We start from the raw sequence: 20,696 nt of genomic DNA on the forward strand, positions 1-20,696 counted from the left end.
TTTTAAATAGTCGGGGAATAACGAAACCGGCAGTTCGACACGAGTGCCGTCAGTGGTCGCCAGCAGCGTGCTCTGTGGCCGCGGCGTGTGAAACGACGAACTCCCGAAGGAGTTTGCCGGCCAGCGCGGCGGCCTGCCCGTCGTCGCGGTCGTTGACCTCAACGACGTCGACCCCCTCGCAGTGGGGCGCGACCGTCCGCACCACATCGCGCATCTGGCGAGGACTCAGCCCGAACGGCTCCATCGTCCCCGTGCCGGGCGCGACGCCCGGATCGGCGGCGTCGATGTCGACGCTCAGATACGTCGACCGGTCGCCGAACGCGGGTGGATCGGCCAGCCAGTCGTCGACGTCGTCGGGCGCAACGATGGTCACGTCGTCGTTTTCGGCCCGTTCCCACTCGGCTTCCGAGCCGGTTCGTGCGCCGAGGATGATCGCCTCCTCTGCAGTCTCCAGTACGCGCCGCGTCACGCAGGCATGGCTCCACGCGTTGCCGTCGTACTCTTCCCGGAGGTCGAGATGGGCGTCCAGACAGACGAACACGTCGGGGTCGACCGCCTCGACCGCCGGAGCCGTCACGGTATGCTCGCCGCCGAGCAGGAGGGGAACGGCGTCGTCCCAGACGATATCACGGAGTTGGCCGCCGAGGTAGTCACAGTATTCGGCCACGTCGTCCCACGCGCGGACGTCGCCGGCGTCGTGGACCTCACAGTCGGTGAAATGCCGGTCCGTCCGGTGGTCGTAGTCGTCGTAACTTTCCGAAAAGCGGCGGATGCGGTCGGGACCGAACCGGGTCCCGGGTTGAAAGGTGGTCGTGACGTCGAGCGGCGCGCCGACGACCACGTAGGAAGCAGCTTCGCGGTCGACAGTCGCGCCGGGAAACATTACACGACCTTTCGCTGGCCCTCGTACTCGAGGTATTCGATGTTCATGTCGCTCTCGAACTCCTCGTCTTCGGGGATGCGCATGGTGAACGTCTCGTAGGTATCGAGATCCATCACTTGGGCGTCGTCACCGGTCACGGAGACGACCTGCCCCTGTTTTCGCTCGATGATCGGCACCCAGATCTTGGCGTCGACGGGCTGGCTGAGGCTCCGCTTTTTGTCGTCGAAGACGCCCTTCCCCTCGACACGGGCCTTCGCACTGCCGTGTTTGCCCGGTTTGGCCGTGCTGTAGTGGTTGATCTTACACGGGGAGTCGTCCATCATGACGTAGCTGCCTTCCTGAAGGTCGCGAACCTGCTTCTGTTCTCGCGGCATGCCCGTCTCTTCTTGAGGGGCCAGTATAAACCGTTTGGAACGCGCCGACGCGAGAGTGATTGTCGGATCGTCGCCGGCGACTACTCACATAGTAGTCACTGACTACGCGCGTCGAGCACCGACAGCGTCCCGTCGAAGTACGAGTCGTCGGTCACGTGGTCGGCCGCCGCCAGCGCCCGGTCGTCGGCGTTGGCCACCGCATACGACTCCCCGGCGGTCTCGAACAGCGAGACATCGTTTTCGCTGTCGCCAACGGCAACGAACGCACTCGGGTCGAGGCCGAGCAGGTCGGCGACCGCAACGAGGCCCTCACCCTTCTCGACGCCCGGCGTCTTCAGGTGGTAGGCGTAGCCCGTGTCGACGACTTCGAGGTCGAACTCGGCGGCGACCTCCCGCAGTAGCGCCTCGTCGGCCTCGGTCGAGGCGGCGATCTCGCTTTCCCGCCAGCGGTTGGTGGTGTCGACCGTCCCCCAGCCGAGATCGCCGCCCCGCTCGCGGAACAGTTCGATTGCGGCCTCGGCAGCCGACCGGTCGCCCTGAAACGCCAGATGATCGTCCGCACAGACGACGCCGCCGTTTTCGGCGATCACGCGCTCGGGGATGCCGGCGAAATGACAGAGCGCGACCGGGTAGGGAAAGGATTTGCCCGTGGCGATGACGACCGGCGCAGGCCACTCGGGGAGCCGCTCGAACACCCGCGGGTCGACCCGGTGGTCCGGCGTCGTCAGCGTGCCGTCGATATCAAGCGCAAGCGGTGGTACCATGGACAATCTTGGTGGGCAGACGCAAAAACGGCTCGACGGGCGGTACTGTCAGTGCGGAAGAACTCATCTTTTTCATAATAGATGGTGTAGTATCTGGCGTCGTATGAAGAAACTGATCAACGATCCAGAGACAGTCGTCGACGAAATGCTCGAAGGAATGCTCGCGGCCTATCCGGGAGAGCTTCGACGGCTCGATGATACGGAGGTGATGGTACGGGCAGACGCTCCCGTCTCGGGCAAAGTCGGGATCGTCTCGGGCGGTGGCAGCGGCCACGAGCCCACACACGCCGGGTTTATCGGCGACGGAATGTTGGACGGTGCGGCCGCGGGTGAGGTATTTACCTCGCCGACGGCCGACCAGCTCAACGAGATGATCGAGGCCTGTGATTCGGGCGAGGGCGTCCTCTGTGTGGTCAAAAACTACGAGGGCGACGTGATGAACTTCGAGACCGCCGGCGAGATGGCCGAAATGGAGGACGTCGACGTCAGACAGGTCGTCGTCAACGACGACGTCGCCGTCGAGGACTCGCTGTACACCAGCGGTCGACGGGGCGTCGCGGGCACGATCTTCGTCCACAAGGTCGCGGGGGCAAAGGCCGCCGAGGGCGCGGACCTCGAAGAGGTCGAGCGCGTCGCCAACAAGATGATCGACAACGTGGCGACGATGGGGGTCGCACTCACCTCCTGTGTCACCCCCGACAAGGGTGAACCGACCTTCGATCTCCCCGACGACGAGATCGAACTCGGGATCGGGATCCACGGTGAGCCGGGCACCGAGCGCACCGATATGATGAGCGCCGACGAGATCACCGACCACCTCACGGAGAACGTTCTGGAGGACCTCGATCTCGACGAGGGCCAAGAAATCATCACGATGGTCAACGGGATGGGAGGCACCCCACAGTCCGAACTATTCATCCTCAACCGTAGGCTCCAGGAGATCGTCGACGATCACGGCCTCGACACGTGGGACGCGTGGGTCGGTGACTACATGACCTCGCTGGACATGATGGGGGCGTCGATCACCGTCGCGGCAGTCGACGACGAACTCAAAGACCTGCTCGAAGCGCCGGCCGACACGCCCGCGCTCACCGTCTGAGCCGATCAGCACACCCTGTTTTTCGACGATCACCGCTGACACGCCGAACCTGACACCGGTACAGACAGGTAATCCGACATTTTTCACTGTTTTTCAACATAAATACTTTGACCTTCGGGGGACTCTCCGTACGTATGGTAGATGAAGCAACGCAGCGGGAGGCGATCCGGGCAGCCGCCGAGGCAGTCGCCGACCGGCTCGAGGACGAAAAGACGCATCTCACCGATCTGGATTCGGCGATCGGCGACGCCGACCACGGGTCGAACCTCGCACGCGGCTTCCGGGCAGCCGCGGATGCGGTGGTCGACGACGACGAGTCGACGCCACAGGAACTGGTCAAGACGATCGGTGTCACGCTGATCTCGGAGGTCGGCGGAGCCTCCGGGCCGCTGTACGGCGGCTCGATCATGAGCGCGAGTGCGACCCTCGACGATGGACTGACCGCCGAGAGTTCGGTGGCGTTCGCCGAGGCCTACCTCGAGAAGGTCAAAGACCGCGGCGACGCCCAACTCGGCGCGAAGACGATGGTCGACGCGCTGACGCCGGCGGTCCACACGTTCAAGAAGTCGATCGAGGTCGACGAGCTCCCGCCGCTGACGGCGCTGGCGAAGGCAACGGCTGCGGCCGAGCGGGGCGTCGAGTACACGGTCCCGCTCCGGGCACAGAAGGGCCGGGCCTCCTTCCTCGGCTGGCGGTCGGTCGGCCATCAGGACCCCGGGGCGACCTCGACGTGGTTCATCATGCAGGAACTCCTCGACGTCGCCGACGACTACCTCGACGGCGAGGTCGACGTCGACGCCAGTTCGCCGACGATCCCCGAGGAAACGCCCGACGAGGAGGAGTCGTGATCGGCCTCGTCGTGGTCTCCCATAGCCATGCGGCCGCCGAGGGCATCTGCGAGCTCGCCGCCCAGATGGGCGGGGACGCCCCGCTGGAGCCCGCCGGCGGCGACGGCGACGGCGGCATCGGCACCGACGCCGACCGGATCGGCGAGGCCATCGCGGCCGCCGACCAAGGCGAGGGCGTCGTCGTGCTGGTCGACCTCGGCAGCGCGGTGATGAACGCCGAACTCGCCATCGAAATGACCGAGGCCAACGCCACGATTGCCGACGCACCGATCCTCGAGGGCGCGCTCAACGCGGCTGTCGAGGCAACGAACAAGAAGGCAACCGTCGACTCGGTACTCGAAAAGGCCGAAGAAGCCCGCACCTACCGAAAGGTAAGCTAAGGCTACCGCCGGCGAGGGGATGTTTTCGTAGTCGTTCGACCAACCGAGGCGACGGTAGCCAGCGCCTAATTATCGACCGAAAATCGAGCTACAGCCGCTGGCGGACCTCGGCGAGCGTATCGGCCGCAAGCATGGCGTCGGCGAGTTCGGCAGCGGCCTCGGTGTCGACCTCGCGGATCGCCGTCTTCACATCGGGGATCGTGACGGCGCTCATGCTGAGTTCGTCGAGACCCAGTCCGACCAGCAGTTCCGTGAGGTCGGGATCGCCGGCCATCTCGCCGCACATCCCGACCCACGCGTCGCCCGCGTGGCCCGCGGTGACGGTGCGGTCGATCGCCCGGAGGACCGCCGGGGCCAGCGGGTCCTGATACTCGCTCATCCGATCGAGGTCGCGCTGGGCGCTCTGGATGTACTGGGTAAGGTCGTTGGTGCCGATCGAGAGGAAATCCACGCGCTCGGCGAAGGCGTCGGCCAGATACGTCGACGCTGGCGTCTCGACCATCACGCCGAGTTCGGGGATGGCGTAGTCGACACCCTCGTCGTCGAGATCGTCGGCGACACTCTCGACCTGTTCGAGGGCGGCCTCCAGTTCCTCGACCGTCGAGACCAGCGGGAACATCACCGCGAGTCCGGCCCCGGCGTCGGTCGCGGCGACACGCAGGAGCGCCCGGAGTTGGGTCTCGAAGAGGTCGGCATGCTCGTCCAGCGAGAGGCGAATGCCGCGTGCGCCGAGGAAGCCGTTTTCGTCGGGATCGAGCCCCAGATAGTCGATGGGCTTGTCGCCACCGACATCCAGCGTGCGGACGACGATCCGCGGCTCGCCGTCGCCCGCGACGCCCGCCGCGAAGGCCTCACAGACCTCGTGGTAGGCCGCGTACTGCTCGTCCTCGTCGGGCGCGGCGGCGCGGTCCTGAAAGAGGAACTCGGTCCGGAAGAGACCGACACCATCGGCCCCGCGGTCGACCGCCGGGCCGGCCTCGGCGGGTGTCCCGAGGTTGGCCGCGATCTCGACCGACCGGCCGTCGGCGGTTGCGACCGACTCCTCGACGACGGCGGTCTGGGTCGACTCGGCGGCCCGCTCGCGGGTCGCCGCGTCGGGATCGGCGATCACGACGCCGTCCTCGCCGTCGACGACGACGTCGGTGCCGTCGTCGACCGCGTCGAGTTCGTCACCGACACCGACGACCGCCGGAATCCCCAGCGAGCGGGCGATGATCGCGGCGTGAGCGGTCCGGCCGCCCTCCATCGTGGCGATCCCCGTAATCGAGTCGGGATCGAGTTGGGCGGTGTCGCTCGGGGTGAGCAGTTCGGCCAACACGACCGACCCATCGGGCAGCGAGCCGAGGTCGGTGCGTTCGGTGCCGGTCAGCAGCCGGAGCAGGCGGTCCCGGATGTCCCGGAGGTCGTCGGCCCGCTCGGCCATCATCCCGTCCATCCCCGCGAACTGCTCGATGGGCCCCGCGAAGGCCTCTTTCACCGCGTGGGGAGCCGGCAGTCCCTCCTCGAGGGCTTCCTCGACCCCGCTTTCGATCTGTGGATCTTCGAGGAACTTGAGGTGGGCGTCGAACACTGCTGCTTCATCCTCGCCCACGCGCTCGCGCGTCGACTCGCGTTCGGCCTCCAGTTCGGCGCGGGCGTCGGCCTGCGCGGCGTCGAACCGCTCGCGCTCGGCGACGGGGTCGACGCCGTCGACCGGCGGCTCCTCGAGGTCGGTCACGTCGGTCGGGCGGTACCACACCGCCGTGCCGACGCCGAGCGTCGGCGTGGCACCGATCCCCTCGAAGCGGCGCTCTGTCACGGCAACTCCATCTCGTCGAGTTCGTCTTCCGGCGTCGAGAGGATCACCTCGAGGGCGTCGAGGGCGGCCTCGGCGTCGGGGCCCTCGGCGACCAGCCGGACCTCGTCGCCGCCGCGGACGCCGAGCCCGGTGACCCCGAGCATGCTGTCGGCCGATACGGCCGGCCGGTTGCCGTCGACGGCCGCGACGGTGACCTCGGCGTCGAACTCGCCGGCGGTCTCGACGAAGGTGGCTGCTGGGCGGGCGTGAAGTCCGTCGTCAGGGACGACTGTCAGGATTCGTTCCATACCCCATTGTTGGAGCCGACGGTCTTTATACTAGTGCAGACAGGCCGCTGCGACGCGACAACCGACCGAAAGGAACGGGTCGACTCGCAATTGTCGACTGATTAGTCGAGAATCCGACAAAAGAGCGTGGGGCTACCGGCCGTTTCGGCTGTAGGAGTCGAGTTGGCTCTCGACCCGGTCGTTGAGGCGTTCGAGTTCGGTTTCGAGGTCGCCGTCGCGGATCTCGGGGTAGGCCTCGCCGACCAGCGTCCGGACCGTGCTGAAGGGGCCGATCCGCGCGCCGTTGGTCGCGGGGCTGTCCTTGCTTGAGAGTAGTTGTTCGATAGCGACCTCGTGGCCGGGGTTCTGCCGGAACCAGCCGTCGCGTTCGAGTTTGTCGATCCCGCCCTCGTGGACCGGCAGGTAGCCGGTCTTGCGGTGCCAGCGGGCCTGCTGTTCGGGCTGGGTGAGCCACGCGAGGAACTCGCCGGCGGCGTCGCGTTCGGCTTGGGTCGCCGAATCGGAGACCCACAGCGACGCCCCGCCGACGATCAGCCCTTGGCCAGCGCCGGGCGTCGGATGGCCGCTGATGCCGACATCGAAGTCGGCGGTGTCGGTGATGCCGCCGACCGACGACGAGGAGGCAATGACCATCGGCGCGGTTCCCTCGTAGAAGGCCTTTTTGGCCTTCCCACGGGCCTCCATGCCGGGGTTGTGGTAGAGTCCCTGCTCGTCGAGGTTCGTCCACCAGCCGTAGATCTCTTGGGCGGCCTCGCTGTCGAAGTAGGCCTCGTCCGGCGTTCCCGCCCGACCGTTTTTCTTGTTGACGATCTCCTGGCCGGCGGTCGCAAACCACTGCTCGACGAACCACGAGTAGTTGGCGAAGGTGATCCCCTTCTCGGCGACCCCTTGGTCGACGAGCTGCTGGGCGGCATCGGTGACTTCCTCGAAGGTCGTCGGCGGGTTGTTCGGGTCGAGGCCGGCCTGTTGGAAGGCCGCCTCGTTGTAGCAGAGGACCGGCACCGAGGAGTTGAACGGCATCGAGTTGAGCCGACCGTTGGTCCGGTAGTAGCTCAACACGGGGTCGACGTAGTCACGCATGGAGACGCGGTTCGGCAACACGCCCTCGACGGGGGTGAACGCCCCGCTGTCCATCGCGCGGGCGGTCCCGATCTCGTAGATCTGTGCCAACACCGGGGGGCTGCCCTTCTCGGCGGCCGACAGCGTCGACTCGAGGGTGCCGCGGTAGCTCCCCTTCGAGGTGGCATTGATGTGGATGCCGTCGGCCTGTTCTTCGAACTCGCGGATCAGCTCTTCGAGCAACAGCCCCTTTTCGCCACCCATCGCGTGCCAGAACTCGACGGCGGTGACGTTCTCGCCGACGGTCGTCCGCGAGCGGGTCTCCCGGAGTTCGTAGGAGTCCAGCAGCGTCCCGAGGGTGTCGACCCGCTCGTCGAGGGTGGTCGCGCCGGTCGAGACCTCCGCCAGCGCCGTCGTCTGCTGTTGGGCCGCCGAGGCGGCGGTCTCGGAGCGTTCGGCCGTCTCGTCGGAGATCTCGCCGACGTCGTCGACCATCGCGGCGGCCTCCTGGAGGGACTCGGCCTGGCTGTCGGTCGCCTGACTGATCTCCTGGACGCCGACATTGGTCTCCTCGACGTCGTCGGCGATCTGCCGGAACGTCTCGACGGCACCCTCGATCGTCTCGACGCCGGCGTCGATCCGCTCGCGGGTCTCGTGCATCTCGTCGACCGTGGTATCGGCCTGCTCGCGGACGGTGGCGACCGACTCCTCGATGTCGCCGGCGGCCTCCTCGGCGTCCTCGGCGAGGCTCTTGACCTCGTCGGCGACGACGGCGAACCCTTCGCCCGCCTCACCCGCGCGGGCGGCCTCGATGGAGGCGTTGAGCGCGAGAATGTTGGTCTGGCTGGCGACCTCGCCGATGAACTCCGCGATGTCCTCGATCTCGCCGATCAGGTCGTCGAGCTCCTCGGTGGCTTCGAGGGTTCGGCTGGTCCGGGTGTCGATCTCGTCGAGTTCGGCCAAGGCGTTGGTCGCCAACTCTCGGCCCTCTTCGCCGCGTTCGGCGGCGGTTTCGGAGGCTTGGGCGACCTCGTTGGCCGAGGAGGCGACCTCCTCGGTCGCCGCCGACAGCGACCGGATCTCGTCGGAGAGATCGTCGATCATCTCGTGTTGTTTGGTCGTGTCCTCCGAGATGCCCGACACCGAGTGGCTGACTTCCTTGCTGGCCTGCTTGACCTCGTCGACCCGGCTGGTGACGCGCTCGGTCGCGCCGTCGACCTGATCGCCGAACTCGTCTACGGTCTGGATCGTGTCCTCGAACTCGTCGAGCATGCCGTTGAACGCGTTGGCCACCGCGGCTGCCTCGGGGTCGGCACGGTCGGTGTCCATCCGAACGGTGAGATCGCCGTCGGCACACTGCTCCATCGCCGAGACGAGCTGCGAGGAGAACCGCTCCCAGTCGAGATCCGACGAGTGAGAGCCAGTCCCGTCGGCCGAACCGGAGTAGTCGGAAGCGACCGGCTCGCCGCCGTCGGAGGCCGTCGGCGAACCCGAGGCGTCCGTCGTGGCAGCGACCGGCTCCACGTCGCGATCAGTCGTCGACTCGGCGTCGGACTCGGTCGTCGGTGCCGGCTCCGCGTCGGCAGCGGCGTCGTGGTCCTTCGAAGCGTCGGGATCGTCAGCGGCGTCGGGGTCGACCGCCGCACTGCCGGCGTCGGGCGACAGCGGGTCGGCATCGGGGTCGGCGTCGTCGTCGCTGCCCCATCTCGAAAACGGACCGAAGAAACCGAGCACCGAACCGACACCCAGCGAGGCGTCGGTCACACCGCTGGCGGCGACACAGAAGGCGATCAACCCAACGACAGCGGCACCGATTGTGAGACGGTACCATGGGACGTTCTCGATGGCAGGGCTGGCTCTCAGTCGGACGTGCATGTGGTCCGGTGTTCACTGACCGTTTAAATAAGCTTGTGTTCCAAATTATCGTGAATGAAAACCATCCACGTGGCGGTCAGCCGGTTGCGGTGAGGTGATCGAACACGAGCGTGGGGAACCGTGGTTCGAGCCGCGAGGGCGGGCGGCCGACGTGGCTTTCGGCGTCGACTTTGAGCCGGCGGACGATCCCGGCCTCGGCGAGCTCGTAGAGGACGCGCTCGATGGTCGACCGGGAGAGTTCGATCCGGTCGCCGGCGATGGCGTCGGCGGCCGCGCTCACCGAGTTGCGGTCGGCATCCGGGAGCGCTACCAGCCGGCCGAGGATCCGCTGGCGGCTCTCGGGTAGCGCCAACAGTCGGCCAAGCGAGACGCAGGGTTTGGGGACGGCGTCGGTGCCGGCCTCGAGGGCGTCGGCGTCGATCCGGTCGTGGCCGCGACGCTGGGCGTCGAGACCGGCGCTGAACAGCGCCGCCAGCGCGTCGTGGGCGTCGCCGTCGGCCCAGCCGGCGAGTTCACGGATCCGCTCGTGGCTGATCGCCGACCGTGTCAATCCGTCGGCCCCGCGGCTGGTGAGGATCTCGATCAGGGTGTGGCGGCGGTAGGTGTCACACCGGACCGTCTCGGGATCCTCCAGCGGGCCGGTGACCGCCGCCGGCTCCTGACGACCACAGAGCACCAGCGCGACCGACTCGCCGAACAGGGCGAACTGCTCGCAGACGGCCTCGGTCGACAGCGTCTCGGGCTCGCCGACGTGGTCGACGGCGACGACGACCGACCGGGAGCCGGGGGCGAGTCTGTCGGCCAGCCGGCGACGGATGGTGTCTGCGCTGACACCCTGTTTCGGTACCGGATCGGCCGTGAGGCTGTTGAGTACGGCATGCAGCAGCGCGAACCCGGTTTTGGCGACCCGGCCGTCGGTGTAGACGAAGGCGATGTCCGCTGTCGGTTCGGTGCGGGTCGTGGTGTAGATCCGGCCGTGGGCCCGGCCGATCAGCCGGTCGAGTTGGGCGAACAGCGAGCGGACGACGGCGGATTTACCGGTTCCTTTCGGCCCCCAGACGTAGCAGTCCGGCGGACAGCGATCCTCGAACGCCGGATCGATGGCGTCGAGCAGTTGCTCGATGACGAGCCCCCGACCGACCGGCTCGGTGGGGTGGGCGATCGGATTCAGGGCGTCGGATTCGAGCACCAGCCGCGGCTCGCTGTCGGGCTGCTGTCGGCGAACGATCCGCTCTTCGAGATTCATTGGTGTCTCTCGTGTATTAAAAAACGCAAACCGCCTCAACAACCGTCCGCCGAGCGGACGGCCGATAGCGGCTCCGAACTCACCAATCCGGTGAGCAAGGAGTGGTTGGCGCGGCGTGGCTTAGAGGCCGAGCGCGCTGATCGGGGCCCAGAAGGTGGTCCCCAGGACGCCGGCGGCCGTCAGGACGGCCGACAGCAGGCCGGACATGAAGATGCCGAACGCCGGCGGGTCAACGTGGGTCTTGCCGTGCATGTAGAACACACGGTTACAGACCTCACCCATCGTTGCGCCGAAGGCTCCGAAGAGCCCACCGACGATCAACACGAGCGCCGGGCTGTAGCCGGCAGCCTGTGCGCCGAGTGCACCGACTGCGCCGGGCAGCGTGATGTGGTGGGTGACCGGGATGTTGTCGACACCGGCCTGCAGGAACACCAGGCTGGCCGCGCTGATACCGAAGCCGATCAGCGGGCTACCGGTGGCCTGGAACGCGAAGGCACCGAGGATACCGCCGATCACACCGATGAGGGCGACGTTACCCCATTTGTACTGCCACGGCAGCCAGATGCCGGGCGCTTCGTCCTCGTCGCGCTCCCACGGGCCGACGTCGAACATGCCGCTACCGGTGATCTCGCCGATGACGCTGTAGCCGAAGGCAACGCGGTGGAGCAGCGCCGAGACGAACACCATCAGCGCGATGTTGTCGGTCGGGATCCCGATCGTGCGACCGAGTTCCGTGCCGGCAAAGCCGATGAGGCCGAAGAGCCCACCGACCATCAGCACGTCGGTGTGGTGGGTCCCTGCGGCCCACAGGATGTTCTTTCCGTCGTCGATGTAGCCCTGCTTGGCTGCGTAGGCGGCTGCGGCCGCACCGGCTGCGAACGAAATGTGCGGACCGAACACCGGACCGAAGCCGAGGAGACCGGTGAAGCCGGTGGCGGTCAGCGAGGCTTCACCAGCGCCCTCGAGACCGAGTGCGCCTGCTGCCTCGCCGGCGATGACCATGAAGCCGGTGAAGATGAACGCCGGCAGAGCACCGATCGCCGCACCGAACGCGCCGCCCGCGAACGACGCGATCCAGAACGTCGGATCAGTGAGTGCTTCCGTTACCATCGTTACTCGCCCCCGTCACGAGCCCAGTCCTCGGCTCGGGCGACGGCGTCCTTCCAGCGGTCGTAGTTGACTTCGATGTCGGCGTCCTCGTCGACAGGGAAGCTGCGGTCGATCTGCCAGTTGTCGCGGAGTTCGTCGACGGTGTCCCAGTAACCGACGGCGAGCCCGGCGGCGTAGGCCGATCCCAGTGCCGTGGTCTCGTCGACGACCGGACGGACGATCTCCGTACCGATGATGTTCGACTGGAGCTGACAGAGGAAGTTGTTCTTGACTGCACCGCCGTCGACGCGGAGGCTCGACAGATCGATGTCGGCGTCTTCGACCATTGCCTCGGCGACGTCCTTCGTCTGGTAGGCGATGGACTCGAGGGTCGCGCGAACGACGTGTTCGCGTCGGGTACCACGCGTCATGCCGACGATGGTACCGCGTGCGCGCTGATCCCAGTGGGGGGCACCGAGACCGGTGAAGGCGGGCACGACGTAGACGCCGTCCGTGGAGTCGACGCTGCGTGCGAGACTCTCGGATTCGGCGGCGTCCTCGATCAGGGTCATGTCTTCGAGCCACTCGATGGCCGCGCCAGTGATGAAGATGGCACCCTCGAGGGCGTACTGGACCGGCTCACCCGAGCGCTAGAAGCCGATCGTCGTCAGCAGGCCGTGATCCGAAGGAACGGCCTCGTTGCCGGTGTTCATCAGCATGAACGAACCGGTACCGTAGGTGTTCTTGGCGTCGCCTGCGTCGAAACAGGTCTGGCCGAAGAGGGCTGCCTGCTGGTCACCGAGCGCACCCGCGACGGGCACTTCGGCACCGAGGAAGCCGTCCGGATCGGTGGAACCGTAGGTCTCGTCGTCGGAGGACGGACGGACTTCCGGCACCATCGCCTTGGGCACGTTGAACAGGTCCAGCAGTTCGTCGTCCCATTCGAGCTCGCGGATGTTGTACAGCATCGTCCGCGAGGCGTTCGAGACGTCCGTGATGTGGTTGCCGGTGAGGTTGTAGATGACCCACGTGTCGATCGTCCCCATCAGGAGCTCGCCTTCCTCGGCGCGGTCCCGAACGTCCTGCGGTCGGGATCGCTGGAGCTTGATCGGGTCGGCGTTGTCGAGGATCCACTCGGTTTTCGTCGCCGAGAAGTAGGCGTCACATTCGAGACCCGTCTTCTCTCGGATCTCTTCGACCTTGCCCATCTCCTGGATCTCTTCGACACGGTCGGTGGTACGGCGGTCCTGCCAGACCAGCGCGTTGTGGACTGGTTTGCCGGTCTCGGCGTCCCACACGATCGTGGTCTCTCGCTGGTTCGTGATGCCGATGGCCTCGAGCTGCTCGGCGTCGAGGTCGGCGTCGTCCAGCGCCTGATTGATGACCGCTTTCGTGTTCTCCCAGATCTCCATCGGGTCGTGCTCGACCCAACCGGGCTCCGGATAGATCTGCTCGTGTTTCTCGTAGGCGTTTGCGATGACGTTACCACCATGGTCGAAGACCATGAACCGCGTTCCTGTGGTCCCTTGATCGATGGAACCGACGTATGTGTCTGACATATGTGTTCACCACACTCCTTGGGGGGAGACCCCCCTGGCCCGGGAACCGTTCTTTACGGGCGGTTCCCTGACCACGGGTAAACACTATAGAATAACATGATAAATCTTGCTCTACTACCCATAATTGTCCTTAATATCCATGTTCGTTTGGTAGTATTTAGCACACATTACCGGCCTATTTATTGTGTCGACTGAGAAACAACTCGAACGTTACGCCGATCGGGCCAGTAGGGGTAAAGTAAAGTTACTATAGTGCAAAACCCAACTGAACGGATGAGTAACAAGCCACACGTTGTCGTCATCGGGGGCGGTTCCACGGGGTGCGGGATCGCACGCGACCTCTCTATGCGCGGGGTCGACGTCACGCTCGTCGAGCAGGGGAACCTGACCCACGGGACGACAGGACGAATGCACGGACTGCTCCACAGCGGCGGCCGGTACGCCGTTGCGGACCAGATTGCTGCCGAAGAGTGTATCGACGAAAACCGAATTCTACGGGATATCGCCAGCCACTGTGTCGAGATGACCGGTGGGCTGTTCGTCAAGCGACCCGAGGACACCGAGGAGTACTTCCAGAAGAAACTGGAGGGCTGCAAGGAGTGCAACATTCCCGCCGAGGTGTTGTCGGCCGAAGAGGCCCGCGAGATCGAGCCGTACCTCGCCAAGGATATCGACAAGGCGATCAAAGTGCCCGACGGCGCGATCGACCCCTTCCGGCTCTGTGTCGCCAACGCCGCCAGCGCCGAGGAACACGGCGCGCGCATCGAGACGCACGCACCGGTCGTCGACCTCCTCACGGAGGACGGCGAGGTCGTCGGCGTCGAGGTCGAACACGAGACGGGGCCCGGCAAGCGCGTCCACCGCGAGCCGGGCACGCGCGAGAAGATTCGCGCCGACTACGTGGTCAACGCGACCGGCGCGTGGGCCGGACAGATCGGCGAGATGGCCGGCCTCGAACAGGAAATCGAGGTCCGACCCGGTAAAGGCGTCATGACGATCATGAACACCCGACAGGTCGACACCGTCATCAACCGGTGTAAGCCGAAGGGTGACGCCGACATCGTCGTCCCACACGAGACGACGGCGATTCTGGGGACGACCGATATCGAGGTCGACGATCCCGAGGACTACCCCGAAGAGCAGTGGGAAGTCGACCTGATGATCGACACCCTCTCGGAGCTGGTGCCGATCCTCAAGGAAGCCCGAACGATTCGCTCCTTCTGGGGTGTCCGGCCGCTGTACGAGCCGCCGGAGACCGGCACCAGCGACTCGACGGACATCACCCGCCGGTACTTCCTGCTCGACCACGAGGAACGGGACAACGTCAAGGGGATGACGTCCATCGTCGGCGGGAAGTTCACGACCTACCGACTGATGGCCGAGGAGATCTCCGACCACGTCTGCGAGAAGTTCGACATCGACGCCGAGTGTCGCACCGCGGACGTGCCGCTGCCCGGCAGCGATGACTTCTCGGTGCTCGACGACTACATGGACGAGTACGGGATCCGCTCGCCGATCGGTCGACGGAGCACCCAGCGGCTCGGCTCCCGCACCGACGAAGTACTGGACTACGACGGCCCGAACCCGACGGTCTGTGAGTGTGAAGCCGTCACGCGTGCGGAGATCCAAGACAGCATCGAGAGCGCCGGCTCGGACCTCAACGCGACGCGGATCCGGACCCGCGCCTCGATGGGTAACTGTCAGGGGGCGTTCTGTACCCACCGGATGGCCGCCGAACTGTACGACGAGTACGACGCCGACATCGCCTACGACGCCTGGGACGAACTGTATCAGGAACGCTGGAAGGGCGAGCGCCACGCGATGTGGGGCACCCAACTCTCGCAGGCGGCACTGAAGTACTCGCTGCACGCGACGACGATGAACCGCGACAAGGACGCCGCGACCACCGACAGCGTGGTCGACTTTTCGGCCTTCGACAGCGGGGCGACCGCCGGTGGCGCCGGCGGCACCGCCAGCACGGCCGCCACCGACGGCGGGCGAACGGGGGATGACTGACCGTGGCGATCCGTGAGGACGTGATCGTGATCGGCGGCGGCCTGGCCGGCTCGGTCGCGGCCATCGAGGCCGCAGAGACCGGCGCGTCGGTCCGACTGGTGACCTACAAGAAGTCGACGCTCCGCCATGCCAGCGGGCTGATCGACGTACTGGGGTATGCCGACGGCGACGATCCGGTGGTCGACCCCTTCGCCGAGCTCGACGACCTGCCGGCCGACCACCCGTACGCAATCGCCGGCGAGGCGGCGGTCCGCGACGGATTGGCTCGCTTCGACGAGATCACCGGCGAGACCTATCAGGGCAGCCATACCGACACCAACGCCCTGATCCCGACGTTCAGCGGCGCGGTCAAGCCGACCGCCCGGTATCCCGCCGCGGCCGCCGCCGGGATCGCCAGCGACGACCGGCCGATGCTCGTGGTCGGCTTCGAGGAGATGACCGAGTACAACGGCGAGATGCTCGCGGCCCACTTGGAGGCCGCAGGCGTCCCCTTCGACGTCGAGGGCGTCGAGTGTAACTTCCCCGGCGAGTACGTCAACGACTCCCGGGTGACCCGGTTCGCCAAACGGCTCGACATCGACGAGACCGTCGACTACGAGGGGCGATCGATGGGCGCACGCGAGGCGCTGGCCGCCGAAGTCGAACCCCACGTCGGCGACGCCGAACGCGTCGGCTTCCCGGCGTTCCTCGGCGACGACCACGCCGAGGCGGTCCGGACCGACCTCGAACGCCACCTCGGCGTCGACGTCTTCGAGATCCCGATGGGGCCGCCGAGCTACCCCGGCATGCGGCTCGAAGACACGCTCAAAGACGCGGTCGACGAGGCGGGCGTCCGCATCTCGGCCGGCAACCCCGTCGTCGGCTTCGAGGCCGACGGCGGCGAGATCCAGTCGGTCACCGTCGACAGCAAGGGCCGCGAGGTACCGTACCACGCCGACGAGTACGTGTTGGCGACCGGCGGCCTCGTTGGCAAGGGGATCGACTCCTCCCGTGAGGACGGCGTCGAAGAGCCCATCTTCGACTGCCACATCCCCCATCCGGAGGACCGCTACGAGTGGTTCGACGAGGAGGCCTTCGGCGATCAGCCGTTCGCCCACTTCGGAGTCGTCGTCGACGAGACGATGCGGCCGCTCGACGCGACCGACGCCCCCGAGTTCGACAACCTCCGGGCGGCGGGCGCGGTGGTCGGCGGCGCGGATACGGTCGCCGAGAAGTCCCAGAGCGGCGTCTCGCTGGCGACAGCGGTCGTCGCTGGGGAGCAGGCCGGCAAACAGGCAGCGAAACACGAGGTGAGCCAATGAGCGACGCACAACAACCCAGCGATTTCGATTCGACAACGGTAGATGAGTTCGAGCCGGTCGACGTCTTCCCCTCCAGCGAGGATATGGACCTCCGGCCGGGTGCCGACAACTGTTATAAATGCACGAGCTGTGACACGTCCTGCCCGGTCGCGGAGGTCGACGAGGAGTTCCCCGGGCCGAAGTTCCAGGGTCCCGAACAGTGGCGGCTGAAACGTCACGAGGACGTCGACATCGACGACTCGATCCTCTCGTGTTCGAACTGTATGCGGTGTGACGACGCCTGTCCGTCGTCGGTGCCGCTCAGCCAGATGCACAACACCGCCCGCGGGGAGTACGTCGAAGAACACATGGACAAGCTCTCCCGGGAGTACATCCGCAACCGCATGCTGGCCAACTACCGGACGCTGGCCTCCATCGGCAGCAAGATCCCGCGAATCTCGAACTTCTTCATGGGGCTGGGCATCACCAGCACCATCGGCGCGAAGATCATGGGACTGCCGACCGAGCGGGATATGCCCGAGTTCGCCACCGAGACCTTCCGGCAGTGGTTCAAGAAGCGCGGCGGCTCGAAGGTCAGCAACCCCGACAAGCAGGTCGCCTACTTCCACGGCTGTTACTCCAACTACAACACCCCAGAGGTCGGCAAGGCGATGGTCCGGGTCTTCGAGGAGTTCGGCTACGAAGTGCTGGTCCCGAAACAGCAGTGTTCGGGGACCCCGATGTTCGCAAACGGGATGCTGAAGGACGCCCGCCGTGAGGCGGAAGTCAACGTCCGCGAACTCGGTAAGGCGATCGACAACGGAGCGGACGTGATCGCTTCCTGTACCTCCTGTTCGATGGCGCTCCGTCAGGAGTACCCCGAACTGTTCGACATCGACGGCGTCGAGGAGCTGTCGGAACACACCTACGAGGCCATGGAGTTCCTCCGCATCCACGAGGACGTTCAGGGTGCGATCCGGGAGTCGGAGGTCGACCCACAGGCCTTCGCCTACCACGCGCCGTGTCACGCACGGAATCAGGGACTGGATCGACAGGCCGTCGAACTGTTCCGCGAACTCGACGGCGCACATATCGAGGACGTCGGCGAGTCCTGCTCGGGCATCTCCGGGACCTACGGCTGGAAGTCCGAGAAGTACGAGACCTCGATGAAGATCGGTGCCGAGATGTTCGACCACATGGAACACGCCGAGGGCGACGTCGGCATGACCGAGTGTCCCACCTGTGCGATGCAGATGAACCATGGGACGGGCTACGAGATCCGCCACCCCCTCGAACTGCTCGAAGAAGCTCTCGTCAACTAGTCCTCCACACCGTCGGTTCCCGCGTTCGACTGCGCGAGAGCAACAGCGCGGGTCGTGACCGTCGACGAACACGTCCTGCCGTAGCCGACAGTCCGTCGTCATTGACCATCCGTCTGCAGAGACACTCACATCCGACTGGTGAGTATGGAGTACGTAACGAACCGAAGGGAACTGTTACTATCGGTAACGCTACCTATCTGGTAGGAAGGACTATTTTCAGAACAGTCCGGGTTCGGGCATGGGCAGCCACCGCGGGACGACTGGGCGATCAGTAGGGAGCAGACGGGCATTCCTCGCACGCACGACACGCGTAGTCGGGGGTACCGTCGCGGCCACGGCCATTGCGGGCGTCGCCGGAGCCACGGCCGACGGCACCGTCGACCTCGGCGCGCAGGGACTGACTACCGGCGCGGTAGTCGATCCCTACCTCGAAGAGTGGTTCGTCGACGGCGCGAGGGTCTCGATCCCGGCGGGGAGCTACGCGTGGCACGGCGGCGGGTTCGAGGGGGCGACCGAAAACGCGGCCGTCGTCGGAGACGGCGACGTGCGCCTCGACCTGACGGGCGATGCGTTCCGCAACAACGTTCGGGCGGAGTCGGGGACGATCGAACTCCGCAACCTTACCGTCGGTGGCAGGCCGAGCGACAAATCGCATTTCCGGCTGGAGACCGCGGCGGATGCGGAGATCGTCGCCGACAACGTGGACTTCCCCGACGGCGCGGCCGACGGAACCAAGTGTCGGCCGTTTTACGTGCCACGCGACCACGGGGGGACGGTCGACATCCGCAACTGCTATTTTTGGGGGTTTTCCGACAACGGGATCTATGCCTCCTCGCCGGGGTACGACGACGGGGCGGGCGGCCGCGTCATCGTCGAAAACTGCGTATCGCACAACAACAACATCGCGGGCATCCGGATCGGCTCCGACGACAGCGTGGTGCGGAACTGCCTCGTCGTCAACGACGGGCCCGCACCCGAAAGTCGGCGCGGACAACTGAACATGCGGGGGATCCGGGTCCGGAATCCCGGCGAGAACATCCGGATCGAGGACTGTGAGATTCGGGTGACCTATCCGGAAGCGAGTTCGGCGATCGAACTCCACGAAGGGGCCGACGGCGGCAGCGGCGTCATCAGAAACGTCACCATCTACAACGACGCCTCGTCGGAGGCAATCGAGGAGGAAGCCGACGTCGCCGACGGCTGGGAGGCGACGGGCGTCGAGATCACCGGAGCGGGAGATCTGAGCTACCCCGACGCCTTCGAGTCGGTCTGTACCGGCCCTGGCTGTGCCGAACAGCCGGCGGCCAGAGACGGACGGATCAGAGAGATCCTGTCGGCCGACGTCGACCCGGAACTCCGGGTTTAATCCCGAGGATTCACTGGAAAAAGAATTGGGCTTATCAGTACGCGGTCCGTATCTATGCGTAACTCTCTGGCCGTCAAGACGACCCCCGACGGAGCCGACAGTACGTCGTCCGGCCAGAGTGGTATACTATGACACACCAGACAACCGTACTCGTCATCGGCGGTGGCGGAACCGGCGTCGGAACTGCACGCGATCTGGCCGCCCGCGGCGTCGACGTCACGCTGGTCGAACGCGATGGACTGGGGGGTGGCACCACGGGGCGATCACACGGGCTGCTCCACAGTGGGGCGCGGTACGCCGAGTCGGACCCCGAGGGCGCGGCCGAATGTATCGAGGAAAACCGGATCATCCGCGAGATCGCCGGCGAGGCGATCGGCGACACCGGTGGGATCTTCGTCCAGTTGAGCGAGGACGATCCCGAGTACTTCGAGGCGAAACTCGAAGGCTGTGAGGAACACGGGATCCCGGCGGAGGTCATCGATGGTGACGAGGCTCGCGACCGCGTCCCGGAACTCTCCGAGGACGTCGAGCGGGCGATGGTCGTCCCCGACGGCGTGATCTACCCCTCGCGGCTGGTAGCGGCCAACGCCGCCAGCGCCGAGGAACACGGCGCGACGGTACTGACACACGCCCCTGTCGAGGCGATCACCGTCAGCGACGGGGCGATCACCAGCGTCGAGGTCGGCGGCGAGGCAAACGAGACGATCGAGCCGGAGTACGTCGTCAACGCGACGGGCGCGTGGGCCGGCGAGTGTGCGGCGATGGCCGGCATCGACGTCGAAATGCAGCCCACCAAGGGCGTGATGGTCGGCGTCGACTACGAGGGATTGGGCCCCGTGCTCAACCGGTGTCGGGTCCCCGACGACGGCGACATCATCATCCCACACGAGAGTCAGGTCGTCCTCGGGACGACGAGCGTCGCGGTCGACGACCCCGACGACTACGAGGAAGAACAGTGGGAGATCGAGAAGATGTTCGAGGAGTGTGCCGCGATGTTGCCCGAACTCGACGGCCGTGAGGTCGCCCGTACCTACTGGGGCGTCCGGCCGCTGTACGCGCCCGACGAGGCGGGCCGCGGGAGCAAAGATTCAGGCAAAGGGGACGAACGCGGCATCTCGCGAGGGTTCTTCCTGCTGGACCACGAGCAAGACGGTGTCGAGAACTTCGCCAGCGTCGTCGGCGGCAAGCTGACGACCTACCGCATGATGGCCGAGGCCGTCGCCGACCACGTCGACGAGGTGCTGGGTGTCGGCGGCGAGTCGATCACCGCCGACGAGCAGTTGCCGGGAGCCAACGATCCCGACCGGCTCGACCAGTTCGTCGCCAAGTACAGCGCCCGTCAGCCGGCCGATATCGACGTCGTCGCCGACACCGGCGGCCAGGTAGCCGACGACTAACCGGCCGTCGCCGACACCGGCCGACAGGAAACCGACGACGACCCGCCGTCGACC

Annotated in this window: 16 protein-coding genes and 1 pseudogene; 8 read left to right on the top strand and 9 right to left on the bottom strand. The window is 66.1% G+C overall.

What is annotated here, in order from left to right; all coding sequences use genetic code 11:
- Window positions 1-49: 49 nt before the first annotated feature.
- From speB to NKJ34_RS10780, 3 genes are all read right to left on the bottom strand, one after another.
- On the bottom strand, window positions 50-883 hold the full coding sequence (gene speB / locus NKJ34_RS10770) for an agmatinase (protein WP_253738305.1): 834 nt from the start codon (window positions 881-883) through the stop codon (window positions 50-52).
- Window positions 883-1,257, bottom strand: coding sequence for a translation initiation factor IF-5A (locus NKJ34_RS10775; RefSeq protein ID WP_253738306.1), 375 nt, complete (start codon window positions 1,255-1,257; stop codon window positions 883-885). Before NKJ34_RS10775 ends, speB begins: the two co-directional genes overlap by 1 nt.
- Before the next feature lie 95 nt (window positions 1,258-1,352).
- On the bottom strand, window positions 1,353-2,021 hold the full coding sequence (locus NKJ34_RS10780) for a phosphoglycolate phosphatase (RefSeq protein WP_253738307.1): 669 nt from the start codon (window positions 2,019-2,021) through the stop codon (window positions 1,353-1,355).
- A gap of 103 nt (window positions 2,022-2,124) precedes the next feature.
- Here NKJ34_RS10780 and dhaK point away from each other — a divergent pair, with 103 nt between their 5' ends.
- From dhaK to dhaM, 3 genes are all read left to right on the top strand, one after another.
- On the top strand, window positions 2,125-3,120 hold the full coding sequence (dhaK, locus tag NKJ34_RS10785) for a dihydroxyacetone kinase subunit DhaK (protein WP_253738308.1): 996 nt from the start codon (window positions 2,125-2,127) through the stop codon (window positions 3,118-3,120).
- 134 nt (window positions 3,121-3,254) lie between these two features.
- Entirely contained in the window at window positions 3,255-3,968 is a 714-nt protein-coding gene (dhaL, locus tag NKJ34_RS10790; protein ID WP_253738309.1) for a dihydroxyacetone kinase subunit DhaL, read from the top strand.
- The gene (gene dhaM, locus NKJ34_RS10795) at window positions 3,965-4,348 is read left to right on the top strand and encodes a dihydroxyacetone kinase phosphoryl donor subunit DhaM (RefSeq protein ID WP_253738310.1); all 384 of its coding nucleotides are present in this window, start codon (window positions 3,965-3,967) and stop codon (window positions 4,346-4,348) included. Before dhaL ends, dhaM begins: the two co-directional genes overlap by 4 nt.
- 88 nt (window positions 4,349-4,436) lie before the next feature.
- Here dhaM and ptsP read toward each other — a convergent pair whose 3' ends face one another.
- The 6 genes and pseudogenes from ptsP to glpK all read right to left on the bottom strand — a co-directional run bounded on the left by ptsP (window position 4,437) and on the right by glpK (window position 13,261).
- Window positions 4,437-6,146, bottom strand: a complete 1,710-nt coding sequence (ptsP, locus tag NKJ34_RS10800) for a phosphoenolpyruvate--protein phosphotransferase (protein WP_253738311.1) — start codon at window positions 6,144-6,146, stop codon at window positions 4,437-4,439.
- Entirely contained in the window at window positions 6,143-6,433 is a 291-nt protein-coding gene (locus NKJ34_RS10805; protein ID WP_253738312.1) for an HPr family phosphocarrier protein, read from the bottom strand. The genes ptsP and NKJ34_RS10805 overlap by 4 nt, the downstream gene beginning before the upstream one ends.
- Window positions 6,434-6,565: 132 nt before the next feature.
- Window positions 6,566-9,367, bottom strand: a complete 2,802-nt coding sequence (locus NKJ34_RS10810) for an extracellular solute-binding protein (RefSeq protein ID WP_253738313.1) — start codon at window positions 9,365-9,367, stop codon at window positions 6,566-6,568.
- Window positions 9,368-9,443: 76 nt separating this feature from the next.
- Window positions 9,444-10,613 carry a Cdc6/Cdc18 family protein gene (locus tag NKJ34_RS10815; protein ID WP_253738314.1) on the bottom strand — a complete coding sequence of 390 codons (1,170 nt, stop codon included), beginning with the start codon at window positions 10,611-10,613 and terminating at the stop codon, window positions 9,444-9,446.
- Between the two features lie 120 nt (window positions 10,614-10,733).
- Window positions 10,734-11,723, bottom strand: a complete 990-nt coding sequence (locus NKJ34_RS10820; RefSeq protein WP_253738315.1) for a DUF7973 family transport facilitator — start codon at window positions 11,721-11,723, stop codon at window positions 10,734-10,736.
- A gap of 2 nt (window positions 11,724-11,725) precedes the next feature.
- A pseudogene (gene glpK / locus NKJ34_RS10825) lies at window positions 11,726-13,261 on the bottom strand (glycerol kinase GlpK).
- Between the two features lie 273 nt (window positions 13,262-13,534).
- Between glpK and glpA the strand changes: the two are divergent.
- From glpA to NKJ34_RS10850, 5 genes are all read left to right on the top strand, one after another.
- Window positions 13,535-15,277: an anaerobic glycerol-3-phosphate dehydrogenase subunit GlpA gene (glpA, locus tag NKJ34_RS10830; RefSeq protein ID WP_253738316.1), complete on the top strand. Its 1,743-nt coding sequence runs from the start codon at window positions 13,535-13,537 to the stop codon at window positions 15,275-15,277.
- Window positions 15,278-15,279: 2 nt separating this feature from the next.
- On the top strand, window positions 15,280-16,578 hold the full coding sequence (glpB, locus tag NKJ34_RS10835) for a glycerol-3-phosphate dehydrogenase subunit GlpB (protein ID WP_253738317.1): 1,299 nt from the start codon (window positions 15,280-15,282) through the stop codon (window positions 16,576-16,578).
- The gene (locus NKJ34_RS10840; RefSeq protein WP_253738318.1) at window positions 16,575-17,879 is read left to right on the top strand and encodes an anaerobic glycerol-3-phosphate dehydrogenase subunit C; all 1,305 of its coding nucleotides are present in this window, start codon (window positions 16,575-16,577) and stop codon (window positions 17,877-17,879) included. The genes glpB and NKJ34_RS10840 overlap by 4 nt, the downstream gene beginning before the upstream one ends.
- Window positions 17,880-18,117: 238 nt before the next feature.
- Entirely contained in the window at window positions 18,118-19,245 is a 1,128-nt protein-coding gene (locus NKJ34_RS10845; protein ID WP_253738319.1) for a right-handed parallel beta-helix repeat-containing protein, read from the top strand.
- Between the two features lie 128 nt (window positions 19,246-19,373).
- Window positions 19,374-20,642, top strand: coding sequence for an FAD-dependent oxidoreductase (locus NKJ34_RS10850; protein ID WP_253738320.1), 1,269 nt, complete (start codon window positions 19,374-19,376; stop codon window positions 20,640-20,642).
- The last annotated feature ends 54 nt before the right edge of the window (window positions 20,643-20,696 follow it).

This window comes from Halohasta salina (assembly GCF_024178165.1).
In the GTDB taxonomy this organism is placed as follows: domain Archaea; phylum Halobacteriota; class Halobacteria; order Halobacteriales; family Haloferacaceae; genus Halohasta; species Halohasta salina.